This is a genomic window from Streptococcus sp. HMSC065C01, from assembly GCF_001813525.1.
In the GTDB taxonomy this organism is placed as follows: domain Bacteria; phylum Bacillota; class Bacilli; order Lactobacillales; family Streptococcaceae; genus Streptococcus; species Streptococcus parasanguinis_V.
The window spans coordinates 34,462-56,590 of sequence record NZ_KV812830.1; the positions used below are offsets into that span (position 1 = coordinate 34,462).

Consider the following 22,129-nt stretch of genomic DNA (forward strand, 5'->3'; position numbering starts at 1 on the left):
TTTCTAGTCAAATCTGACGCAAGTCATCAAATTTATGATAAAATAAAGTGTTACAGTAAATAGATTTTGATGAAGGAACACTATGCGAAAAGAGATTGACCCTGAATTATATAATTACAATAAATTTCCTGGACCTGTGTTTCGTCAGGTAGGAGACCAGATCCTTTCAGAAAACCTCTCCTTTGAGCTGTTGAAAAATGAGAAGGAAGCTTTTGATGCGACTGTTTTTGGTCAGAGATTTTCTGAGATTTTAACCAAGTTTGATTACATTGTTGGTGATTGGAGCAATGAGCAGTTGCGCTTGCGTGGCTTTTATAAGGAAGAGCGCGATGTTGCAACGATGGATAAATTAAGTCGCTTAGACGATTATTTGTTAGAATATTGTAGCTATGGTTGTGCTTATTTTGTCCTTGAAAATAAGGAGCCCCATCGTGCTTCTTTTGATAAGAAATCACCGGTCAAAAAAGCTCAATCAGAAGAAAGAGAGCCGAAGAAGCGTTCGCGCAATCGCAAACAAAAAGATCGTTTCCAAAAACGAGAACGCGACAAGGGACAGTCAGCCAATAACTCGAAAAAAACAAGACCGTCTGCTGAGACCAAAAAAACAACGAAGACAGACAACAAACGTCATTTTGTGATTCGACAAAAAGAGGAGTAAGAAAGAATGAAACCATCCATTTATAGTTTAACACGCCAAGATATGATTGATTGGGCGGAAGAAAACGGGGAAAAGAAATTCCGTGCAGCACAAATCTGGGAATGGCTCTATCGCAAACGCGTCCAGTCCTTCGAAGAAATGACCAACCTTTCTAAGGATTTGATTGCAAAGTTAAATGATCAGTTTGTCGTCAACCCACTCAAGCAACGAATCGTGCAAGAGTCAGCAGATGGAACGGTCAAGTACCTTTTTGAATTGCCAGACGGCATGTTGATTGAAACCGTCTTGATGCGTCAGCACTATGGATTATCTGTCTGTGTAACGACTCAGGTAGGATGCAATATCGGTTGTACCTTCTGTGCTTCTGGTTTGATCAAAAAACAACGAGATTTGAACAATGGTGAAATCGTGTCTCAAATCATGTTGGTCCAAAAATACTTTGACGAACGTGGCCAAGATGAACGGGTCAGCCATATCGTTGTCATGGGAATCGGAGAACCATTTGACAACTATAACAATGTCTTGAAATTTATTCGGACGGTCAACGATGACAAGGGATTAGCGATTGGTGCTCGTCATATTACCGTGTCAACTTCTGGTTTGGCTCATAAAATTCGTGACTTTGCAAATGAAGGTGTGCAGGTCAATTTGGCAGTGTCTCTTCATGCTCCAAACAATGACTTGCGCTCTAGCATCATGAAGATCAACCGGGCCTTTCCAATTGAAAAATTGTTTGCGGCGATTGAATACTATATCGAGACTACGAATCGTCGGGTGACCTTTGAGTATATCATGCTCAATGAAGTCAATGATGGGGTCGAGCAAGCCTTAGAGTTGGCAGAATTGCTCAAGAATATCAAGAAATTGTCTTATGTTAACTTGATTCCTTACAATCCTGTCAGTGAGCATGACCAATATAGTCGGAGTCCCAAAGAACGGGTCATGGCCTTCTATGATACCTTGAAAAAACAAGGTGTTAACTGTGTAGTGCGTCAAGAGCACGGTACAGATATTGATGCTGCCTGTGGCCAATTGCGTTCAAATACCATGAAACGGGATCGGGAGAAAGCGATTGTTGAACATGCGCAACCTTAAACAAGGGCTGATCGATCATACAGAACTAACAAAAAGAGGAAGAAGGCTGTTACGGAGTGGCAGCTTCTTCTATTTTATCCTCTTGTGTCTGATGTGTTTTTTGCCCCAACAGCCAGAGCCAGGTATGGAAACACCGGGTATTCAACATTTCGGTTGCATCGTCGTCTTGCTGGTTCCTCTTAATTCGGTGATGAATCTTGGCCAAATCACCAGTGTCCTCCAACTCATTAAGGTCATTCTCCAAAACATAGCCAATATCTTTTTGTTAAGCCCGCTGGTCTTTCAACTTCTCTGGCTATGGCCCTGGTTGAGGAGTCGCAAACGGGTCTTGTGCTTCGGCTTTGCCATGAGCTTGTGGATTGAATGTAGTCAAGTTCTGTTAGATCTCTTGTTCAATGCCAATCGTGTCTTTGAGCTAGATGATTTGTGGACCAATACCTTAGGGGCTTATCTGGCTTATATAGGCTTTCAGTATTTCAGAGCACGATTGCTAGCAAAAAATGGAGAAATGTAAAATCCGAACATTCTAGTGTCTTTTTGAAATTTTTGTTGACAAAGTCAGAAGCGGGAGCTATAATAGCTTCAAGACATCAGAAAAGTAGAGATTTTTCTCACTTCCAGGGAGCTTGTGGTGATTGCGAACAAGCAGTGGTGAATCTTGAAATGGGCTGATGCGTTTATGATGATGAATTTGAAACAATAAAAATTCGGTGAGCACACCTTATCGTGCACCCTGTTGTTAGACAGGTCAGAGATGTAGGAGAAAGAATAGCTTCCTACAATTGAGGTGGCACCGCGGTATCGAATCGTCCTCACACAGATTTTTCTGTGTGAGGTTTTTTGTATCTCAAAGGAAACCAGTGAGACTGCAGCTCAAAGGGCCCGCGAGAGAAAAAGATCATAAACAAGATTGAAGATATAGAAAAGAGGACACAATCATGACAGAAACAAAAGGCTATTTCGGACAATTTGGTGGATCTTTCGTACCAGAACCCATTCAAAACTTGCTCAATCAATTAGAGGAAACCTTTGAACAGTATAAAAATGATCCAGAATTTATCGCAGAATACAAACATTATTTGAAAGATTATTCTGGACGCGAAACACCACTCTACTTTGCGGAAAGTTTGACAGATCATTTAGGTGGGGCAAAAATTTATTTGAAGCGCGAAGACTTGAATCACCTAGGTTCGCATAAATTAAATAACGTCTTGGGGCAAATCCTCTTGGCTAAGCGCATGGGCAAAACGCGCGTGATTGCTGAAACAGGAGCAGGTCAACACGGTGTGGCTACAGCAGCAGCGGCAGCTAAGTTTGGCATGGCCTGTGATGTTTACATGGGGGCAGAAGACGTGGAACGCCAACGCTTGAATGTCTTCCGCATGGAAATGATGGGGGCAACCGTCCATGCGGTTGAAACCGGTACTAAGACCTTGAAAGATGCCGTTGATGCGGCGTTTGGAGCATGGATGGCGGATCTGGATGCCTTTTACGTTTTGGGTTCTGCTGTTGGACCTCACCCTTACCCAACCATTGTGCATGAATTCCAAAAAGTAATCAGTGAAGAATCTAAACGTCAAATCTTGGAAAAAGAAGGCCGTTTGCCGGATTATGTGATTGCCTGTGTCGGTGGTGGCTCTAATGCCATTGGTGCCTTTTCTGAATATGTCGCAGAAGAGGAAGTCGGCTTGATTGGGGTAGAAGCAGCTGGACATGGCTTGGACACCGATCAACACGCAGCGACCATGACCAAAGGGACTATCGGTGTGGTTGATGGTATGAAGACCTATGCAGTCTTTGGCGAAGATGGAAAAGTAGCGCCAGTGTACTCGATCTCTGCTGGTTTGGACTACCCAGGGGTTGGTCCAGAACATGCTTTCTTTAAAGATTCTGGTCGTGTCGAATATGTAGCAGCGACAGATGATGAAGCAGTAGAAGCTCTTCTTCTTCTCAGTAAGACAGAAGGGATCCTCCCAGCCATTGAAAGCTCACACGCGATTGCGGAAGCTGTCAAACGTGCTCCACAATTGGATAAAGACAAGATCATCATCATCAATGTTTCCGGACGTGGGGACAAGGATGTGGCTGCCATCGCCGATTATCTAGTAGCGAAAGCTGCAAAATAAGAAGAATTTATCTACAAAACATCGTATAAAGCAGTAAAGCGTGATAACTGAGAAAGAGACAGGGTACAAAAGGAATCCGGTCTCTTTCTTTTTTGAGAGCAAAGACGAGAATACCTAAGATGGATGCGATCTGAATGAGAAAGAGAATCTTGGTAGAAGAAAAGGTCAGCGAGAAGGTGGCGAGTAAGAGAAAATCTCCTGCTCCTATTCCGATAAAGAAAAAGTGAGCTCCGATCGCAAGGAGTAAAAAGACCAGCATGAGGAGATTACCACCGGATAAAAAGAGGACCAGGGCATGGAGACAGCACCATATGACCAAGGGGTATTCCATAAAGCGAAGGTCATAGATGGCTAAAATGGCAACTCCCAGTAGTGTTAGAAGTTGAGGCAGAGAAAGGGAACCATTGGCGTAGGCTAAAAAGAGCAGGCCACTCCAGACCTCAAAAAGGCAGTACCAAAATGGGTAGGTCTGATGACAATAGCGACAGCGAAAACGATGGAGTAGTTGCGAGATAATGGGGATGAGATCCCAAACGCCAAGGATGTGCTGGCAGTGATCACAATGACTACGAGGAGCGAGAATGGATTGGTTTGGGAAACGGTCGACAACTAGTCCCAAAAAAGAGGCGATGCAAGTACCGATGGTAAAAAAATAAAAGTTGATCATACTTATTTATTCGTAAAGCAATCGGAAAATTTCATCATTTGCTTGAAAATCTTGTAAAGCCTTTCTAAATTTGATACAATAATGAACATGAAAAACCTGTATGATGTTCAACAATTTTTAAAACGTTTTGGAATCATCATTTATGTGGGGAAGCGCCTCTATGACATCGAATTGATGAAAATTGAGCTTCAACGTCTTTATGATGCAGGCCTGATGGAGCGGCTCGATTATTTAGAAGCCGATACCGTTTTAAGAAGAGAACACAAGCAAGAATTAGAATTTTTGAAAAAGAGTGAGGTAGAGTGATGGGAAATATCATTGTTTGGTTGGCTATTTTAGGAGCATTTGGATGGATGGCGTTTAATTATTTCCGCATCCGTAAAGCTGCTAAATTTGTGGATAATGCCACTTTTGAAGAGCTCATTCGTCAAGGGCAGTTGATTGACTTGCGAGAGCCAGCTGAGTTTCATGCCAAGCATATTTTAGGAGCACGCAACATTCCTTCTACCCAGTTGAAGTTGAGTCTTGCAGCCTTGCGTAAAGATAAACCAATTTTGCTCTATGAAAATAGCCGTAGTTCGCGTGTAACCAATGCGGCTCTCTATCTTAAGAAACAGGGCTATACAGACATTTATGTCTTGTCTTATGGTCTCGATTCTTGGAATGGGAAAGTGAAAAAAGACGCTTAATAAAAAGAGCTCTAACTGCACAAAGTGTGTGGTTAGAGCTTTTTTATCTCGTTTTTTCAAGGTAGTCTTTGACCCGTGTGAGCTCCACCTCATTCAAAGGTCGGCTTTCTCCAGGGGCTAACTGAGGATCCAAGGTGAAGGGACCAAAAGACAAGCGTTTTAAGGTCATTACTTTGACCCCAATGGCCAAAAACATCTTTTTCACTTGGTGGTATTTTCCTTCTGAGATTCGGACCTGGGCCTTGCTGTAGCTGGGGGTACTTTCTAGAATGGTCAAGGAGGCAGGCTTACAGATAGGGCCGTCCGTGAATGAAATCCCATTCTGAAATTGCTCGATGTGGGCTGCATAAAGCGGGCCATTGACTTCTACCTCATAGACCTTCTCCACATGGTATTGAGGATGGAGCAGTTGAAAGCCTAAGGGACCATTATCTGTGAGGAGGAGCAGACCACTCGTATCGCGATCGAGGCGACCAAGAGGGTAGAGGTCTGGGTACTCTTGCTGGGGGTCCACTAGATCGATCACCGTTGGATGGTGGGCGTCTCTTTTGGCGGTCACGGCCCCGATTGGTTTATGGAGCATGTAGTAGTGGTGACGCGGTTCTTGAATGATCTGATCCCCTATTTGGATTTGTTGGAGTCCAGGGTCGATGTTTTGGGATAGCTTTTGAGCTGGTAGGTGATCGACCAAGATTTGCCTTCGGGCCAAAAGTTGTTTGATGTCTTTACGAGCGTACTGATGGTCTGCCATCAATTGATCTAATCTCATGGGAGCCTCTTTTTCTGAAATTCTTATCATCAGTGTATCATGAAAAGAAAAGGAAATCGAGTCAGAGAAAAGAAATGAATATGAAAACATTTACAACTAGCTGAACTGTGTTTTTTAGATAGGACTGTGGTATAATTGTTCAGTTAGAAATATTATTTAAAATTTTATAGAGGAAATCATGACAAAATTAAGAGAAGATATTCGTAACGTTGCGATCATTGCCCACGTTGACCATGGTAAAACAACCTTGGTAGACGAATTGTTGAAACAATCGCACACCTTGGATGAACGTAAAGAATTGCAAGAACGTGCAATGGACTCAAACGATCTTGAAAAAGAACGTGGGATCACGATCCTTGCTAAAAATACAGCCGTTGCTTATAACGGAACTCGAATCAATATCATGGACACACCAGGACACGCGGACTTCGGTGGAGAAGTGGAACGGATCATGAAAATGGTCGATGGGGTTGTATTGGTCGTTGATGCCTACGAAGGAACCATGCCTCAGACTCGTTTCGTATTGAAAAAAGCCTTGGAACAAGATCTTGTTCCGATCGTTGTAGTCAACAAAATCGATAAACCATCTGCTCGTCCAGAAGAAGTTGTAGATGAAGTTCTTGAACTCTTCATCGAATTGGGTGCGGATGATGACCAATTGGAATTCCCAGTTGTTTATGCTTCAGCGATCAACGGAACATCTTCACTTTCAGACGATCCAGCTGATCAAGAGCACACAATGGCGCCGATCTTTGATACCATCATTGATCACATCCCAGCTCCAGTTGATAACTCAGATGAGCCTCTTCAATTCCAAGTATCCCTGCTTGATTACAACGACTTCGTTGGACGTATCGGTATCGGACGTGTCTTCCGTGGTACTGTAAAAGTTGGGGACCAAGTAACCCTTTCTAAATTGGATGGAACGACTAAGAACTTCCGTGTTACCAAACTCTTTGGATTCTTTGGTTTGGAACGTCGTGAAATTCAAGAAGCTAAAGCGGGTGACTTGATCGCTATCTCTGGTATGGAAGATATCTTCGTTGGAGAAACGATCACACCGACAGACGCAGTTGAAGCTCTTCCAATCCTTCACATCGATGAACCAACGCTTCAAATGACCTTCTTGGTCAACAACTCACCATTTGCTGGTCGCGAAGGAAAATGGGTAACCTCACGTAAAGTCGAAGAACGCTTGCAAGCGGAATTGCAAACAGACGTCTCTCTTCGTGTTGACCCAACTGATTCACCTGATAAATGGACAGTTTCAGGTCGTGGGGAATTGCACTTGTCTATCTTGATCGAAACCATGCGTCGTGAAGGATACGAATTGCAAGTATCTCGTCCAGAAGTTATTATCAAGGAAATTGATGGTGTCAAATGTGAACCATTTGAGCGCGTTCAAATCGATACACCAGAAGAATACCAAGGATCTGTTATCCAAAGCCTTTCTGAACGTAAAGGTGAAATGTTGGATATGATCTCAACTGGTAACGGTCAAACTCGTTTGGTCTTCCTTGTTCCAGCGCGTGGTTTGATTGGATACTCAACAGAGTTCTTGTCAATGACACGTGGTTACGGAATCATGAACCACACCTTTGACCAATACTTGCCAGTGATTCCAGGAGAAATCGGTGGACGTCACCGTGGTGCTCTTGTTTCAATCGATAACGGAAAAGCAACCACTTACTCTATCATGTCTATCGAAGAACGTGGTACGATCTTTGTCAATCCAGGTACAGAAGTTTACGAAGGAATGATCATTGGTGAAAACTCTCGTGAGAACGACTTGACCGTAAACATTACGAAAGCAAAACAAATGACCAACGTTCGTTCCGCTACTAAGGACCAAACAGCGGTTATCAAGACTCCTCGTATCTTGACCTTGGAAGAATCTCTTGAGTTCTTGAACGACGATGAGTACATGGAAGTAACACCGGAATCTATCCGTTTGCGGAAACAAATCTTGAACAAAGCAGAACGCGAAAAAGCAAATAAAAAGAAAAAATCAGCAGCTGCTGAATAATATGGAGAGAAAGGAGAAACAAAATGGTCTATTTTATCTTAGGGATTTTGATTCTCCTTTTTTACCTTTTTATGACCCCCAAAAGTATTCGTGGTACCTTAAACAGTGTCACAATGGTGGTCTTGATCGTCTCCATTATCGTACTGACTTGTCTGGCCATTTTTCAGATATTCCAACTACCGTCTGAGTTTTTTGTCGGTGCCTTTCTCGCCTTTGTTGGCTACCTGGCTTTGGTGGATATTTCCAAAATGACGACCAAACAGAAAAAATAAACGCTGACGTGATTTTTAAAGCCCTTTGGGCTTTTTAATTTTGCTAAAAAAAGGTAAAATAGAGAGTGATAAAAATGGAGCGAAGAAATCATGAAATTTGTGAAACAATTTGAAAATAAAAAGGTTCTTGTATTAGGTTTGGCGAAGTCAGGCGAGTCAGCTGCCCGTTTGTTGGATCGCTTAGGAGCGATTGTGACCGTCAATGATGGCAAACCTTTTGAAGAAAATCCAGCAGCACAAAGTTTACTGGAAGAAGGGATTAAAGTTGTGACAGGAGGTCACCCTCTGGAATTGTTGGATGAAGACTTTGCAGTCATGGTCAAAAATCCAGGAATCCCTTATTCTAATCCAATGGTTGAAAAAGCGCTTGAAAAAGGCATTCCAGTCCTCACTGAAGTGGAATTGGCCTATCTGATTTCGGATGCGCCAATTATTGGGATTACAGGATCAAACGGAAAAACGACGACGACAACCATGATCGGGGAAGTCTTGACGGCTGCCGGCCAAGGTGGTCTATTGTCTGGGAATATCGGTTTTCCAGCTAGTCAAGTTGCACAAACAGCAACAGAAAAGGATGTTCTGGTCATGGAATTGTCTTCTTTCCAATTGATGGGAATTGAAGCCTTCCATCCAGAGATTGCAGTGATTACCAACCTCATGCCAACCCATATCGACTATCATGGTTCTTTTGAAAATTATGTAGCTGCCAAATGGAATCTTCAAAAGAATATGACAGAAAAAGATGTCATTGTCTTGAACTTCAACCAAGACCTGACCAAGGAACTCGCTACAAAAACCAAGGCAAGGGTCCTTCCATTTTCAACGGTTGAAAAAGTGGACGGGGCTTATTTGGAAGATGGACTTCTCAAGTTTAAGGGAGAAGTTGTTATGCGTGCAGATGAACTGGGCGTTCCAGGTAGTCACAATGTAGAGAATGCCTTGGCAACGATTGCGGTTGCAAAAGTCCGGGGTGTGGAGAATGAGGTCATTAAAGAAACCTTGTCAGCCTTTGGAGGTGTCAAACACCGCCTTCAATATGTGGATGAAATTCAAGGTGTCAAATTCTATAATGATAGTAAATCGACTAATATTTTAGCAACACAAAAAGCCCTTTCTGGTTTTGATAACAACAAGGTGATCTTGATTGCAGGGGGGCTCGATCGTGGCAATGAATTTGATGAATTGGTGCCTCACATTACTGGCTTAAAGGAAATGGTGATTCTAGGGGAATCAGCTCCTCGAGTGAAACGCGCAGCCGATAAAGCAGGCGTCCCTTATGTCGATGCGGCAGATGTAGCGGATGCGACAAAGAAAGCCTTCGATTTGGCTAGCACCGGAGATGTTGTGCTACTAAGTCCTGCCAATGCCAGCTGGGATATGTATCCGAATTTTGAAGTGCGTGGGGATGAATTCCTTGCTACAGTAAAAGGGTTGAAATAAAATGAAAAAAATAATGTTTACTGGTGGGGGAACCGTGGGACATGTGACCCTTAATCTCCTCTTGATTCCAAAATTTATCGAAGATGGATGGGAAGTCCATTATATTGGGGACAAAAAAGGAATCGAATACCAAGAGATCAAAAAGTCTGGCTTAGAGGTACGATTCCATTCGATTGCAACAGGGAAATTGCGTCGCTATTTCTCTTTCCAAAATATGATGGATGTGTTCAAGGTGGCTTGGGGAACGCTCCAATCCATAGCGATTCTGCTCCGTGTGCGTCCACAAGTTCTCTTCTCAAAAGGGGGATTTGTCTCGGTGCCACCAGTGATCGCGGCTCGTCTCACTCGTGTTCCTGTCTATATCCATGAGTCGGATCTCTCGATGGGATTGGCCAATAAAATTGCTTATAAATTTGCTACCAAGATGTACACGACTTTTGAGCAAGCACATGGTTTGACAAAGAGTGAGCATATCGGTGCGGTAACCAAGGTCACAGATCATATTCCGCCAACTTCAGAAGTTTTAGAAGAAAAAACAAAAGGTTTCCGAAAAGACTTGCCGACCCTTCTCTTTGTCGGAGGATCAGCCGGTGCGCGTGTCTTTAATGAATTTGTGACAGAACACAAAGCAGAGCTCTTGCAGCACTACAATATCATCAATTTGACGGGTGATTCAACATTGAATCAGGCTGAGGGCGGTTTGTATCGAGTGGATTATGTAACCGATCAGTATTTGCCCATGCTCCAGAAGGCTGATTTAGTGGTGACTAGAGGTGGAGCCAATACCTTATTTGAACTCTTAGCCATGAACAAACTCCACCTGATCGTACCGCTAGGAAAAGAAGCCAGCCGTGGCGATCAGATTGAAAATGCCCAATATTTTGTGGATAAAGGTTATGCAGAGCAATTGCAAGAAGATCAATTGACGCTCGAAACTTTTAATGAAACCATTCAAGAAATGTTGAAGCAAAGCCAAGTCTACCACCAAGCAATGGAAAAATCGACAGAACTCCTTTCACTAGACGATTTTTATGGCCTGCTTCAAAAAGATATCAGTAAGGGAAAAGATGACGGACGACAATAAAAAAACGCCAACGGATGACAAAATTACAGAATTGTCAGCCTGGCAAAAAAGAAACAAAGAATATTTAGAAAAAAAAGCGCTTGAAAAAGCGGAAGAAGCTGAAACTGAGGAAACTGAAAGCGAAGAAACACAAGAAGACGAAGACCTTTCAGAAAAAGAATCAGCTTCCATCTCAGAGGAAGAATCTGACGAAATAAAAGAGTCTGAAGAGGAAAATGAATCTGAGGCCGAAGAGGATCCAGAAGCAGATGGAGAAAGTTCAGAAGGAGAAGAGGATGATCCGGCTGTAGAGGAGCTAAATCCTTCAGAGAAACAAGAGAAAAAGCCTTCATTTTTTAAAGGCTTAAAGACGAAAAAACCAAAGAAGGAACCAACAGTGGCAAAACGTCACATCTATCGTGCCCTTCCGGTTATCGGAATCAGCTCGATTGTCGCCCTTCTCTCAATCTATTTTTTAAGTCCCTTGTCCACACAGAAAGTGATTGAATTTTCAGGGAACAAAGCGGTTGACCAGCAACTCTTGTATGAAAAAAGTCGCATCAAAGAAGAAGATTATACTCTGACGACCTTCCTTCATAAATCGGTCTATGAACAAAATATGAAAACCGCTAGTCCATGGATCAAAGAGGTTCACATGCATTATCAATTCCCAGTGACCTTTAAAGTCAATGTCGTGGAACACAAAGTGGTTGCCTATTATGTGACCGGAGAAGACCACTATCCAGTATTGGAAAATGGAGAAGTGGTGGAGACAGTAACTCCAGCTTCGGAATTACCGTCCTCCTATATTAGCTTGAAATTCTCAGATCGAGAATTGGTCAGACAATTTGTCCAAGAAATGAAATCCATTTCTTCTTCCATTACGGATAAAATTGTTTCGGTTGATCTGACACCAAGTAAGGTCACCAAGGATCTGGTGACCATCACCATGAAAAACGATAATAAAATCTTGGTGCCTGTTTCCCAAATTACCCGCAAGCTTCCTTATTATAAAGCCATTAGTAAGCAATTAGACGATGATTCGACTATCGATATGGAGGCTGGAGTTTTCAGCTATAGTGAACAATCCATTGCAGATGCCAAAGAGCAAGCTGAAAAAGAAAAGGCTGAAAGTACAGAAAAGCAAGAAAAACATTCTGAGGAAGCAAGCCAAGAACAGAATCCAGAAGGAGAGAATTCTTCTGGGAATGAGTAAAGCCCATAAATTATCTCAAATAATTGAAGAAAAAATGTCCATTTTAGGCTTCTTTGTGATATAATGAAGTTTGGATAGTTCCAACTAAAAGGGCTATAAATAGATGTAAAGTGAAAACAAATAAAGAGAGAGGACTGGTGTAATGGCTAGAGACGGCTTTTTTACAGGTTTAGATATCGGTACTAGTTCAATAAAAGTATTGGTGGCAGAACATGTCAATGGAGAAATGAATGTAATTGGAGTCAGCAATGCAAAAAGTGCTGGCGTCAAAGATGGAATTATAGTAGATATCGAAGCTGCTTCAAATGCAATTAAAACTGCAATCAGCCAAGCTGAAGAAAAAGCAGGGATTTCAATCAATCTAGTCAATGTTGGGTTGCCTGCAAACTTACTACAAATCGAAGCAACTCAAGGAATGATTCCAGTCACAAGTGATTCGAAAGAAATCACAGATGCAGATGTTGAAAATGTTGTCAAATCTGCACTCACAAAAAGTATGACACCGGATCGTGAAGTAATCACCTTCATTCCTGAGGAATTCACAGTTGATGGTTTCCAAGGGATCCGCGATCCACGCGGAATGATGGGGATCCGACTTGAAATGCGTGGCCTTCTTTATACAGGACCTCGTACAATCTTGCACAATCTGCGTAAAACCGTTGAACGTGCAGGCTTACAAGTTGAAAACATCATCATTTCACCGCTTGCGATGATCAAAACAGTCTTGAATGAAGGCGAACGTGAATTCGGAGCAACGGTGATCGATATGGGTGGTGGCCAAACAACGGTGGCATCTGTTCGTAGCCAAGAACTTCAATTTACAAATATCTACCAAGAAGGTGGCGATTATGTTACCAAAGATATTTCTAAAGTATTGAAAACTTCTCAAAAATTGGCAGAAGGGTTGAAGTTCAACTATGGTGAAGCCTATGTGCCATCTGCTGGAAACGAGGTCTTCCATGTGGAAGTCATCGGTGAAGTAGAGCCAGTTGAAGTGACTGAGAAGTACTTAGCGGAAATCATTTCAGCACGTATCAAACACATCTTTGAGCAAATCAAACAAGACCTTGAGAGAAGACATTTGTTGGATCTTCCTGGTGGTATTGTGATCATCGGTGGAGGTGCGATCCTTCCTGGTGTTGAAGAATTGGCTCAAGAAGTCTTTGGTGTAAATGTGAAATTGTTTGTTCCAAATCAAATTGGAATTCGCAATCCAGCTTTTGCCCATGTAATTAGCTTGTCTGAATATGCAGGCAATTTGACAGATGTGGATATTATTGCTCAAGCTGCGGTTCATGGAGACGAAGTCTTGCGTCAACAACCGATTCAATTTGATCGTCCTGTGCAACCACAAGTACAACCACAACCTGCTGCTCCAGCACAACCGGTAGTACCTGCGTACAATGCTGAGAAGATTGAATCTCCAGTGGATGCTCAAGAAATTCCAGCAGCAAGCAATGATGGCAAACAAGAACCAAAAACTACATTCACAGACCGAATGAAAAATTTGATCGGTAATATGTTTGATTAAGGAGTGTAAGTATTTATGACATTTTCATTTGACACAGCAGCGGCACAAGGTGCAGTAATTAAAGTAATCGGTGTCGGTGGCGGTGGCGGTAACGCCATCAATCGTATGATTGACGAAGGCGTTGCCGGTGTAGAATTCATCGCAGCTAATACAGATGTTCAAGCACTTTCAAGTGCTAAAGCTGAAACAGTTATCCAATTGGGTCCAAAATTGACTCGTGGATTGGGTGCTGGAGGTCAACCTGAAGTTGGTCGTAAGGCAGCTGAAGAAAGCGAAGAAGTATTGACAGAAGCGTTGCAAGGTGCAGACATGGTCTTCATCACTGCAGGGATGGGTGGAGGATCTGGTACAGGTGCTGCCCCAGTTATCGCTCGTATTGCTAAAGCAGTTGGTGCTTTGACAGTAGCAGTTGTCACTCGTCCATTCGGGTTTGAAGGTTCAAAACGTGGGAACTTCGCTATTGAAGGGATCAATGAACTTCGCGAACATGTAGATACATTGTTGATTATTTCTAATAACAACTTGCTTGAAATTGTGGACAAGAAGACACCACTTCTTGAAGCGTTGAGTGAAGCAGACAACGTTCTTCGTCAAGGTGTTCAAGGGATCACTGACTTGATCACAAGTCCTGGATTGATCAACCTTGACTTTGCAGACGTGAAGACTGTTATGGAAAACAAAGGAAATGCCCTCATGGGTATTGGTGTTGGTAGCGGTGAAGAACGCGTTATCGAAGCGGCTCGTAAAGCCATTTACTCTCCACTTCTTGAAACTACAATTGATGGTGCAGAAGACGTGATCGTCAACGTAACAGGTGGTTTGGATATGACATTGATCGAAGCTGAAGAAGCTTCAGAAATTGTGAACCAAGCTGCAGGTCACGGAGTGAACATCTGGTTGGGTACATCTATTGATGAATCTCTTAAAGATGAAATCCGCGTGACGGTTGTTGCAACTGGTGTCCGTCAAGACAAGGTAGAACGCGTTAGCGGAATTGCTTCCTCACAACGTCCTTATAAAACAGGACCACGTGAACAACGCCCACAAGCTGCACCATTTGACCGTGAATTTGATTTGAAACAAGATGTTGAATTGCCAACAACTCCAAGTCGTCCAGCGGTAGAACCAAACCGTGGCTCAGCCTTTGGTGATTGGGATATTCGTCGTGAGAATATCGTTCGCCAAACTGAACCAACATCAACACATCAAGTTGATCGTTACGTAGATTCATCTTCAGATGATGATGAATTGGAAACACCACCATTCTTCCGGAATCGTTAATCATGAATCTGGTAGAGAATGCTGATCTTGTTCGGCAACAAGTAGAAACAGCAAGAAACAAAGTTAACCGTCAAGATCAAGTTAATGTGATAGCTGTTACCAAGTATGTGGATGTTGCCACAACAGAAGCACTGGTGAAAACAGGTATCCAACATATCGGTGAAAATCGTGTCGATAAATTCCTAGAAAAGTATCAAGCTCTAAAAGAGTATGACCTCACTTGGCACTTGATTGGGAGCCTCCAACGGCGGAAAGTAAAAGACGTGATTAATCTCGTCGATTACTTTCATGCCTTGGATTCGGTGAAGCTGGCTCAAGAAATTCAAAAGCGAGCAGAACACCCGATCAAGTGTTTCCTCCAAGTGAACATTTCTGGGGAAGAAAGTAAGCATGGATTTGCACCCGATGAACTGGATGATGTTTTAGCGGAAATCGCACAGCTGGACAAAATTGAAATTGTTGGTTTAATGACGATGGCTCCTTTTGAGGCTAGTCAAGAAGAGTTGCAGGATATTTTTTCAAAAACTCACCAACTTCAGAAACAACTAGAAAAGAAACAATTAAAAAATATGCCTTTTTCAGAACTAAGTATGGGTATGAGTCGTGATTTTGAAGTAGCCATTGCGAACGGAGCGACTTATGTAAGAATTGGGACATCATTTTTTAAATAGGAAAGAACTATGTCATTAAAAGATAAATTTAACAACTTTATTGACTACTTCACAGAAGACGGTGAAGAAGTAGAAGTTCGCGAGGCAAAAGCAGCTGGGGCGGAAACACAACCAGTTCCACAGCCACAGCCGACTCCTCAAGTGACTTCTCCACGTCCACAGATTAGTCAAAGAGAACCAGTAAAACCAAAACCGACTCCTGTCGCACCTGTTACGACTCCAGTGTCTACAGCGGCAGTGAAGGAACCTGTTTCAACAACGAAAAATACATCTGAAAATATTACTCGCTTGCATGAACGTCAACGTGAATTGGCTGCTAATCGTGCGAATACAGATGAAAAGATTACCATTGATGTACGCTATCCCCGCAAATACGAGGAAGCGACTGAAATTGTTGATCTATTACTATCTAATGAGAGTATCTTGATTGACTTCCAATATATGACTGAAGTACAAGCACGTCGTTGTTTAGATTATTTGGATGGGGCTCGTTATGTTTTAGCAGGAAATCTTCGTCGTGTTGCAAGTACCATGTACTTGTTGACTCCAATTAATGTAGTCGTTAACATTGAAGATATCCGCCTTCCAAATGATGTGGAAGTGACAGAATTTGACTATGATATGAAACGTAATCGTTAAGATGATTATCTTTCAATACCTATCAAATATCATTCAAATCTATTCCATCATTCTTGTCATCTATGCCTTACTATCTTGGTTCCCTGGGGCACCTCAGAGTACTCTTGGACAAATGGTTCACCGCCTAGTTGAACCATTTTTGAGCCTTTTTAGAAAGTTACCATTGCAGTTTGGGGGCTTGGATTTTACAGTTCTAGTAGCACTTTTGGTCTTGAACTTGATGAATCAGTTATTAGCCCGCTTGTTCCTACTTTTGATTGGATAGAATACGATGGGACAGACAGAGATTTACCAACATTTCAATCGCGAAGATCACGAATTCATTGATCGTTGTATTGAATTGTCTGAAAGAGTAGTGGAACGCTATTCTGTTGAGGTGACGGGTTTTTTAAACCCTCATCAGGTCACTATTTTACGAAATGTCGCGGCAAGCTACCAATTACAGGTCTTTGCTTCCAGTGATGAGCAGAAAATGGAGTATGCTAAGGTTATTGTTGCTCCGGATTATTACCAATTGGATCCAAGTGACTTTGATCTGGCCTTATTGGAAATGGTCTATGCTTCAAAATTTCATCACTTGACCCATTCCCAGGTACTGGGGACCATTGTTCACCAATTAGGTGTGGAGCGCAAGTCCTTTGGAGATATTCTGACGAGTGATGGAAAGATCCAAGTATTTGTTGAACAGCGTTTTGTTCCCTATTTCATGGATCACATCCAGAAAATTTCTCGGGTACCTGTTAAGCTGAGGGAAGTTCCTCTATCTGAACAAATGATCGTAGAGGAAGAAAGCCAGCAGCGAGATATTCTAGTGTCGAGTTATCGGTTAGATAAGGTGATTGCTGGGACCTTCAAGCTTTCGCGCTCACAAGCTAGTCAGTTGATTAGATCTGGTCTAGTGAAAGTTAACTATGCGACTACTTCCAATGTTAGCTATGCTGTAGGTCTGAATGATTTAGTCAGTGTCCGACGCTTTGGGCGTCTTAAAATTGTTTCTGAAAATGGTATTTCAAAGAGTGGAAAATATAAAGTAACTGTTGAAGTACTCTTAAGTAAAAAATGAGGAGGAGTTATGGCTCTTACTGCTTTAGAAATTAAAGATAAAACTTTTGGCGTTAAATTTAGAGGGTATGATGCGAACGAAGTAGAAGAATTTCTAGATATCGTTGTTCGCGATTATGAAGATCTTGTTCGTTTAAATCATGATCAAGAAGCAAAAATTCAAGCTCTTGAAGAACGCTTAAACTATTTTGATGAAATGAAAGATTCATTGAGTCAATCTGTTTTGATTGCACAAGATACTGCTGAACGTGTCAAACAAGCAGCTAACGAACGTTCTGAAAATATTGTTCGTCAAGCTGAACAAGATGCACAGCACTTAGTAGATGAAGCAAAACAAAAAGCAAATGAAATCCTTCGTCATGCAACGGATAATGCCAAGAAGGTTGCCGTTGAAACAGAGGAATTGAAGAATAAGACACGCGTCTTCCATCAACGTTTGAAATCAACAATCGAAAGCCAATTGAGCATTATCGATACACCTGAATGGGATGAAATTCTTCGTCCAACAGCTATGTACATTCAAACAAGTGATGAAGCTTTCCGTGAAATTGTGGAGAAAGCTTTGGGTGAATCAGTTCACCATCATCATGCAGAAGATGATAACATTGATTTGACTCGTCAATTCTCTCCAGCTGAAATCGAAGAATTGCAAAAACGCATCGAAGCTGCTAATTTAGAATTGGGTGCAACACAAGCGTTTGAAGGTTTGAATGAAAAAGTTCAATCCGCTTTAGAAGAAGCAGAGCACGCTCGTCATGAAAATGAGGAAGTCGTTGCGGTTGAAGAAACTGTTCAACCAGAAGATGATGCAAATCGTGAATCTGTCAATATTTTATAATTTTGTAAAAACAGGTCCATTAATGATAGGTCTAGCGAGCAGATGATGGTGGAAGATCTGCACTCCCTCTTAATGGATGATCCTTTTACAGTATTCGTTCTGAACCCTTGAGTAAGAACGGACGTTTCCCTCGTTACGGGATGAGAGGAGAAGGTCGCTTGCGACTTCTCGAACAAAGGTGGTACCACGAGCAATCGTCCTTTTTAGGATGCTCGTGTTTTTTTTATAGCTTTTAAATCAATAAGGAGACATAATGAAACTCAAAGAAACATTGAATCTTGGGAAAACAGCTTTTCCAATGCGGGCTGGGCTTCCAACGAAGGAACCAGTTTGGCAAAAAGAATGGGAAGATGCAAAATTGTATCAACGCCGTCAAGAGTTGAATGAAGGAAAACCGCATTTTACCCTTCATGATGGCCCTCCCTATGCCAACGGAAATATTCACGTAGGGCATGCCATGAACAAGATCTCAAAAGATATCATTGTTCGTTCTAAGTCTATGTCAGGATTTTACGCCCCTTATATTCCAGGTTGGGATACCCATGGTTTGCCAATTGAGCAAGTCTTGGCTAAACAAGGTGTGAAACGCAAAGAAATGGACTTGGTTGAGTACTTGAAACTCTGCCGTGAATATGCGCTTTCTCAAGTAGATAAACAACGCGAAGACTTCAAACGCTTAGGTGTTTCAGGTGATTGGGATCATCCTTATGTAACCTTGACGCCTGACTATGAAGCAGCGCAAATCCGCGTCTTTGGTGAAATGGCCAATAAAGGCTATATCTACCGTGGAGCTAAGCCAGTTTACTGGTCTTGGTCTTCTGAATCAGCCCTCGCTGAAGCGGAAATTGAATACCATGATTTGGTATCAACATCTCTTTACTATGCGAACAAAGTTAAAGATGGTAAGGGTGTCCTAGATACAGATACCTACATCGTTGTTTGGACAACAACTCCATTTACGGTTACAGCTTCTCGTGGATTGACGGTGGGTGCAGAGTTTGATTATGTCGTAGTGAAACCTGCTGGATCTGACCGCAAGTATGTCGTAGCATCTGAGCTCTTGCCAAGCCTTTCTGAAAAATTCGGTTGGGAAAATGCTGAAGTCCTTGCAACTTACCAAGGAAAAGAATTGAACCATATCGTTACAGAACATCCATGGGATCCTGAAGTGGATGAATTGGTGATCCTTGGTGAGCATGTAACCCTCGATTCAGGTACTGGTATCGTCCATACTGCTCCTGGTTTTGGTGAGGATGACTACAATGTAGGGATTGCCAATGGCCTCGAAGTTGCTGTTACTGTTAACGAACGCGGAATCATGATGGAAAATGCTGGCCCTGACTTTGCTGGTCAGTTCTATGACAAGGTTGTTCCAACTGTTATCGAAAAACTTGGTGATTTGCTTCTTGCTAAAGAAGAAATCTCTCACTCCTACCCATTTGACTGGCGGACGAAAAAACCAATTATCTGGCGTGCAGTTCCACAATGGTTTGCCTCAGTATCGAAATTCCGTCAAGATATCTTGGACGAAATTGAAAAAGTGAAGTTCCACTCAGAATGGGGGAAAGTTCGTCTTTACAACATGATTCGTGACCGTGGTGACTGGGTCATCTCTCGTCAACGTGCCTGGGGTGTGCCTCTTCCAATCTTCTATGCAGAAGATGGAACACCAATCATGACGGCTGAAACCATCGAACAAGTGGCGCAACTCTTTGAAGAGCATGGTTCCATCATCTGGTGGCAGCGTGAAGCTAAGGATCTGCTTCCAGAAGGATTTACGCATCCAGGTTCACCAAATGGCGAATTTACAAAAGAAACAGATATCATGGACGTCTGGTTTGACTCAGGTTCATCATGGAATGGGGTTGTAGTGAATCGTCCAGAACTCAAATACCCAGCTGATCTTTACCTTGAAGGTTCAGACCAGTACCGTGGTTGGTTCAACTCATCTCTTATCACATCTGTGGCGAACCATGGTGTCGCACCATACAAACAAATCTTGTCTCAAGGTTTTGCTTTGGATGGGAAAGGTGAGAAGATGTCTAAATCTCTTGGAAATACCATTGCTCCAAGTGATGTTGAAAAGCAATTTGGTGCCGAAATCTTGCGTCTCTGGGTAACTAGTGTAGATTCAAGCAATGACGTGCGTATCTCAATGGATATCTTGAGCCAAGTGTCTGAGACTTACCGTAAGATCCGGAATACTCTTCGTTTCTTGATTGCCAACACTTCTGACTTTAATCCAGCTGAGGATGCAGTTGCTTATGACGAGCTTCGTTCAGTGGACAAGTATATGACCATTCGCTTTAACCAGCTTGTCAAGACCATCCGTGACGCTTATGCTGACTTTGAATTCTTGACGATCTACAAGGCGCTTGTTAACTTTATCAACGTTGACTTGTCAGCCTTCTACCTGGATTTTGCCAAGGATGTTGTTTACATCGAAGGAGCTAAATCACTTGAACGCCGTCAAATGCAAACAGTCTTCTATGATATCCTTGTGAAAATCACGAAACTCTTGACTCCAATTCTTCCTCACACTGCTGAAGAAATCTGGTCTTATCTTGAGTTTGAAGCAGAAGACTTTGTTCAATTGTCAGAATTGCCAGAAGCAGAAACGTTTGCCAACCAAGAAGAAATCTTGGATACATGGTCAGCCTTCATGGACTTCCGTGGTCAAGCGCAAAAGGCCTTGGAAGAAGCACGGAATGAAAAAGTGATTGGTAAATCACTTGAAGCTCACTTGACAGTTTATCCAAACGAAGTCGTGAAAACACTTCTTGGAGCTGTTGATAGCAATGTTGCTCAACTCTTGATTGTTTCTGAATTGACAATCGCAGAAGGACCAGCTCCAGAAGATGCAGTGACCTTTGAAGATGTAGCCTTCACAGTTGAACGTGCCGCTGGTGAAGTTTGTGACCGTTGCCGTCGCATCGATCCAACAACGGCTGAACGTCACTACCACGCAACCATCTGTGATCACTGTGCAAGCATCGTCGAAGAGAACTTTGCGGATGCAGTCGCAGAAGGATTTGAAGCTAAATAAAAGCCATTAAAAGAAGTTCCATAAAGGAACTTCTTTTTTAATGGCTAGAATAGTGTAGAGATTTATGTATTAGGGAAAGAAAAAAGTAAGGCAAATTGGCCTTACTTTGTAATTGGAAAGGAAATTTCAATTAGTTTATCGGAGTAGAGGGTTTTAATAGCGGATTGGTCAATGATTTGAAGATCAATCTTACGTTTTAAAAAGAACTCACGAATTTTTTCCACTTCAGTTTCACGAATAGCACGGTGTTTGTTACTGATCAATAATTCATAGTGTGTTGGGGCCTGTGTAAAAACAACATCGGTATTGCCCGCGGAATAAACCTCGACAAGCAAGGCGTCAGTGCTGGCAAGTTGGCTTTTGACCAGTGCAGCATGACTATTTGTGGTATTAATGAGCTTCATATGAGTTCCTCCTAACCTCTATCTTCATTTATTATAGCACTTTTTTATTTTTTGTGAAAGAATTCCTTTATTTTTTATGGGTATTTTTCCACTGTTCAATGCCCCATTTGTGACTGCCACGTTTGAGTTTTTCAATCGCTTCATCTACAGGAAACCAAGCAAGATTGTTAAAATCTTCCAGTGGTTTTTGAGCCTCTGTATAGTCTACCACTTCATAAATATAGGCAGGATTGTAGTAGTAGGTGTCGCGATGACTGGAATAGAAATACTCATCTGCTTGGCCATAGTATTGCCCTAAAATAGCGGTAAAGCCTAATTCTTCGATCAGTTCCCGTTTCAGAGCTTGCAAGTGATCTTCACCTGCCTCAATTTCCCCGCCAGGCAAGAACCAAGCCCCATTTGGAGCTTGAACGAGGATGATCTGATCCTTGTCCTTATTGGGAATAACAGCGTAGACACCATAGCGATTGACGTAGGTCACATCTTGTTTTTTTTCACCAAAACTTGGAATGGTCATGGTTTTCTCTTTTCTTGTTTTTTCATCATTATATCATATTTTTTAGCAAAAATCTGGAGGGAAAAAAGAAAGAGGATGGGACAAAAGTCCTAGCCTCTCAATTATTTTTGGTTTGTCGA

23 protein-coding genes and 1 other annotated feature are annotated in these 22,129 nt (G+C 42.2%); of the genes, 19 read left to right on the plus strand and 4 right to left on the minus strand.

The window, feature by feature from the left end; translation table 11 throughout:
* Window positions 1–82 precede the first annotated feature (82 nt).
* From HMPREF2918_RS01165 to trpB, 4 genes are all read left to right on the plus strand, one after another.
* Window positions 83–658 carry a YutD family protein gene (locus tag HMPREF2918_RS01165; RefSeq protein ID WP_049474406.1) on the plus strand — a complete coding sequence of 192 codons (576 nt, stop codon included), beginning with the start codon at window positions 83–85 and terminating at the stop codon, window positions 656–658.
* Window positions 659–664: 6 nt separating this feature from the next.
* A complete protein-coding gene (gene rlmN, locus HMPREF2918_RS01170) occupies window positions 665–1,753 on the plus strand; it encodes a dual-specificity RNA methyltransferase RlmN (RefSeq protein WP_003005918.1) in 1,089 nt (362 codons plus the stop codon).
* On the plus strand, window positions 1,740–2,267 hold the full coding sequence (locus HMPREF2918_RS01175) for a VanZ family protein (RefSeq protein ID WP_070594378.1): 528 nt from the start codon (window positions 1,740–1,742) through the stop codon (window positions 2,265–2,267). Before rlmN ends, HMPREF2918_RS01175 begins: the two co-directional genes overlap by 14 nt.
* A 67-nt stretch (window positions 2,268–2,334) precedes the next feature.
* Window positions 2,335–2,570 (plus strand) — a binding site (T-box leader).
* A gap of 121 nt (window positions 2,571–2,691) precedes the next feature.
* Window positions 2,692–3,879, plus strand: coding sequence for a tryptophan synthase subunit beta (gene trpB, locus HMPREF2918_RS01180; protein ID WP_070594379.1), 1,188 nt, complete (start codon window positions 2,692–2,694; stop codon window positions 3,877–3,879).
* Window positions 3,880–3,886: 7 nt separating this feature from the next.
* Here the strand turns inward: trpB and HMPREF2918_RS01185 are convergent, their stop codons facing one another.
* Entirely contained in the window at window positions 3,887–4,546 is a 660-nt protein-coding gene (locus tag HMPREF2918_RS01185; protein WP_070594380.1) for a prepilin peptidase, read from the minus strand.
* 87 nt (window positions 4,547–4,633) lie between these two features.
* Here HMPREF2918_RS01185 and HMPREF2918_RS01190 point away from each other — a divergent pair, with 87 nt between their 5' ends.
* Window positions 4,634–4,852 (plus strand): YqgQ family protein, encoded by a 219-nt coding sequence (locus tag HMPREF2918_RS01190; RefSeq protein WP_003017930.1) that lies wholly within the window; start codon window positions 4,634–4,636, stop codon window positions 4,850–4,852.
* The gene (locus tag HMPREF2918_RS01195) at window positions 4,852–5,235 is read left to right on the plus strand and encodes a rhodanese-like domain-containing protein (RefSeq protein ID WP_070594381.1); all 384 of its coding nucleotides are present in this window, start codon (window positions 4,852–4,854) and stop codon (window positions 5,233–5,235) included. The genes HMPREF2918_RS01190 and HMPREF2918_RS01195 overlap by 1 nt, the downstream gene beginning before the upstream one ends.
* A gap of 43 nt (window positions 5,236–5,278) precedes the next feature.
* On the opposite strand, the gene HMPREF2918_RS01200 is transcribed toward HMPREF2918_RS01195, so the two are convergent.
* Window positions 5,279–6,004: a 16S rRNA pseudouridine(516) synthase gene (locus HMPREF2918_RS01200; RefSeq protein WP_049523096.1), complete on the minus strand. Its 726-nt coding sequence runs from the start codon at window positions 6,002–6,004 to the stop codon at window positions 5,279–5,281.
* A gap of 178 nt (window positions 6,005–6,182) precedes the next feature.
* Between HMPREF2918_RS01200 and typA the strand changes: the two genes are divergently transcribed.
* The 13 genes from typA (at window position 6,183) to ileS (ending at window position 21,089) form a co-directional block, all read left to right on the plus strand.
* Complete coding sequence (gene typA / locus HMPREF2918_RS01205) at window positions 6,183–8,030, plus strand: translational GTPase TypA (protein WP_003017941.1); 1,848 nt, start codon at window positions 6,183–6,185, stop codon at window positions 8,028–8,030.
* Between the two features lie 23 nt (window positions 8,031–8,053).
* Window positions 8,054–8,302 (plus strand): DUF3165 family protein, encoded by a 249-nt coding sequence (locus HMPREF2918_RS01210; RefSeq protein WP_004219693.1) that lies wholly within the window; start codon window positions 8,054–8,056, stop codon window positions 8,300–8,302.
* Between the two features lie 90 nt (window positions 8,303–8,392).
* Entirely contained in the window at window positions 8,393–9,742 is a 1,350-nt protein-coding gene (gene murD, locus HMPREF2918_RS01215) for a UDP-N-acetylmuramoyl-L-alanine--D-glutamate ligase (RefSeq protein ID WP_070594382.1), read from the plus strand.
* A gap of 1 nt (window position 9,743) precedes the next feature.
* Complete coding sequence (locus HMPREF2918_RS01220) at window positions 9,744–10,826, plus strand: UDP-N-acetylglucosamine--N-acetylmuramyl-(pentapeptide) pyrophosphoryl-undecaprenol N-acetylglucosamine transferase (RefSeq protein ID WP_042759943.1); 1,083 nt, start codon at window positions 9,744–9,746, stop codon at window positions 10,824–10,826.
* Window positions 10,810–12,021: a cell division protein FtsQ/DivIB gene (locus HMPREF2918_RS01225; protein ID WP_070594383.1), complete on the plus strand. Its 1,212-nt coding sequence runs from the start codon at window positions 10,810–10,812 to the stop codon at window positions 12,019–12,021. Before HMPREF2918_RS01220 ends, HMPREF2918_RS01225 begins: the two co-directional genes overlap by 17 nt.
* A gap of 142 nt (window positions 12,022–12,163) precedes the next feature.
* Window positions 12,164–13,552, plus strand: a complete 1,389-nt coding sequence (gene ftsA / locus HMPREF2918_RS01230; RefSeq protein ID WP_070594384.1) for a cell division protein FtsA — start codon at window positions 12,164–12,166, stop codon at window positions 13,550–13,552.
* 15 nt (window positions 13,553–13,567) lie between these two features.
* Window positions 13,568–14,833, plus strand: coding sequence for a cell division protein FtsZ (gene ftsZ, locus HMPREF2918_RS01235; RefSeq protein ID WP_003005955.1), 1,266 nt, complete (start codon window positions 13,568–13,570; stop codon window positions 14,831–14,833).
* Window positions 14,834–14,835: 2 nt separating this feature from the next.
* Window positions 14,836–15,504: a YggS family pyridoxal phosphate-dependent enzyme gene (locus HMPREF2918_RS01240; RefSeq protein WP_070594385.1), complete on the plus strand. Its 669-nt coding sequence runs from the start codon at window positions 14,836–14,838 to the stop codon at window positions 15,502–15,504.
* 9 nt (window positions 15,505–15,513) lie between these two features.
* Window positions 15,514–16,143, plus strand: a complete 630-nt coding sequence (locus HMPREF2918_RS01245; RefSeq protein ID WP_003005962.1) for a cell division protein SepF — start codon at window positions 15,514–15,516, stop codon at window positions 16,141–16,143.
* 1 nt (window position 16,144) lies between these two features.
* Complete coding sequence (locus HMPREF2918_RS01250; protein WP_021152768.1) at window positions 16,145–16,408, plus strand: YggT family protein; 264 nt, start codon at window positions 16,145–16,147, stop codon at window positions 16,406–16,408.
* A 6-nt stretch (window positions 16,409–16,414) separates the two neighbouring features.
* Window positions 16,415–17,206, plus strand: a complete 792-nt coding sequence (locus HMPREF2918_RS01255) for a YlmH family RNA-binding protein (RefSeq protein ID WP_070594386.1) — start codon at window positions 16,415–16,417, stop codon at window positions 17,204–17,206.
* A 9-nt stretch (window positions 17,207–17,215) separates the two neighbouring features.
* Window positions 17,216–18,043 (plus strand): DivIVA domain-containing protein, encoded by an 828-nt coding sequence (locus tag HMPREF2918_RS01260; RefSeq protein WP_003005971.1) that lies wholly within the window; start codon window positions 17,216–17,218, stop codon window positions 18,041–18,043.
* 253 nt (window positions 18,044–18,296) lie between these two features.
* Complete coding sequence (gene ileS / locus HMPREF2918_RS01265; RefSeq protein WP_070594387.1) at window positions 18,297–21,089, plus strand: isoleucine--tRNA ligase; 2,793 nt, start codon at window positions 18,297–18,299, stop codon at window positions 21,087–21,089.
* 101 nt (window positions 21,090–21,190) lie between these two features.
* Here the strand turns inward: ileS and HMPREF2918_RS01270 are convergent, their stop codons facing one another.
* Both HMPREF2918_RS01270 and HMPREF2918_RS01275 read right to left on the minus strand, forming a co-directional pair.
* On the minus strand, window positions 21,191–21,493 hold the full coding sequence (locus tag HMPREF2918_RS01270; protein ID WP_003012157.1) for a DUF1827 family protein: 303 nt from the start codon (window positions 21,491–21,493) through the stop codon (window positions 21,191–21,193).
* Between the two features lie 67 nt (window positions 21,494–21,560).
* Window positions 21,561–22,010, minus strand: a complete 450-nt coding sequence (locus tag HMPREF2918_RS01275; RefSeq protein WP_003005981.1) for an NUDIX hydrolase — start codon at window positions 22,008–22,010, stop codon at window positions 21,561–21,563.
* Window positions 22,011–22,129 lie beyond the last annotated feature (119 nt).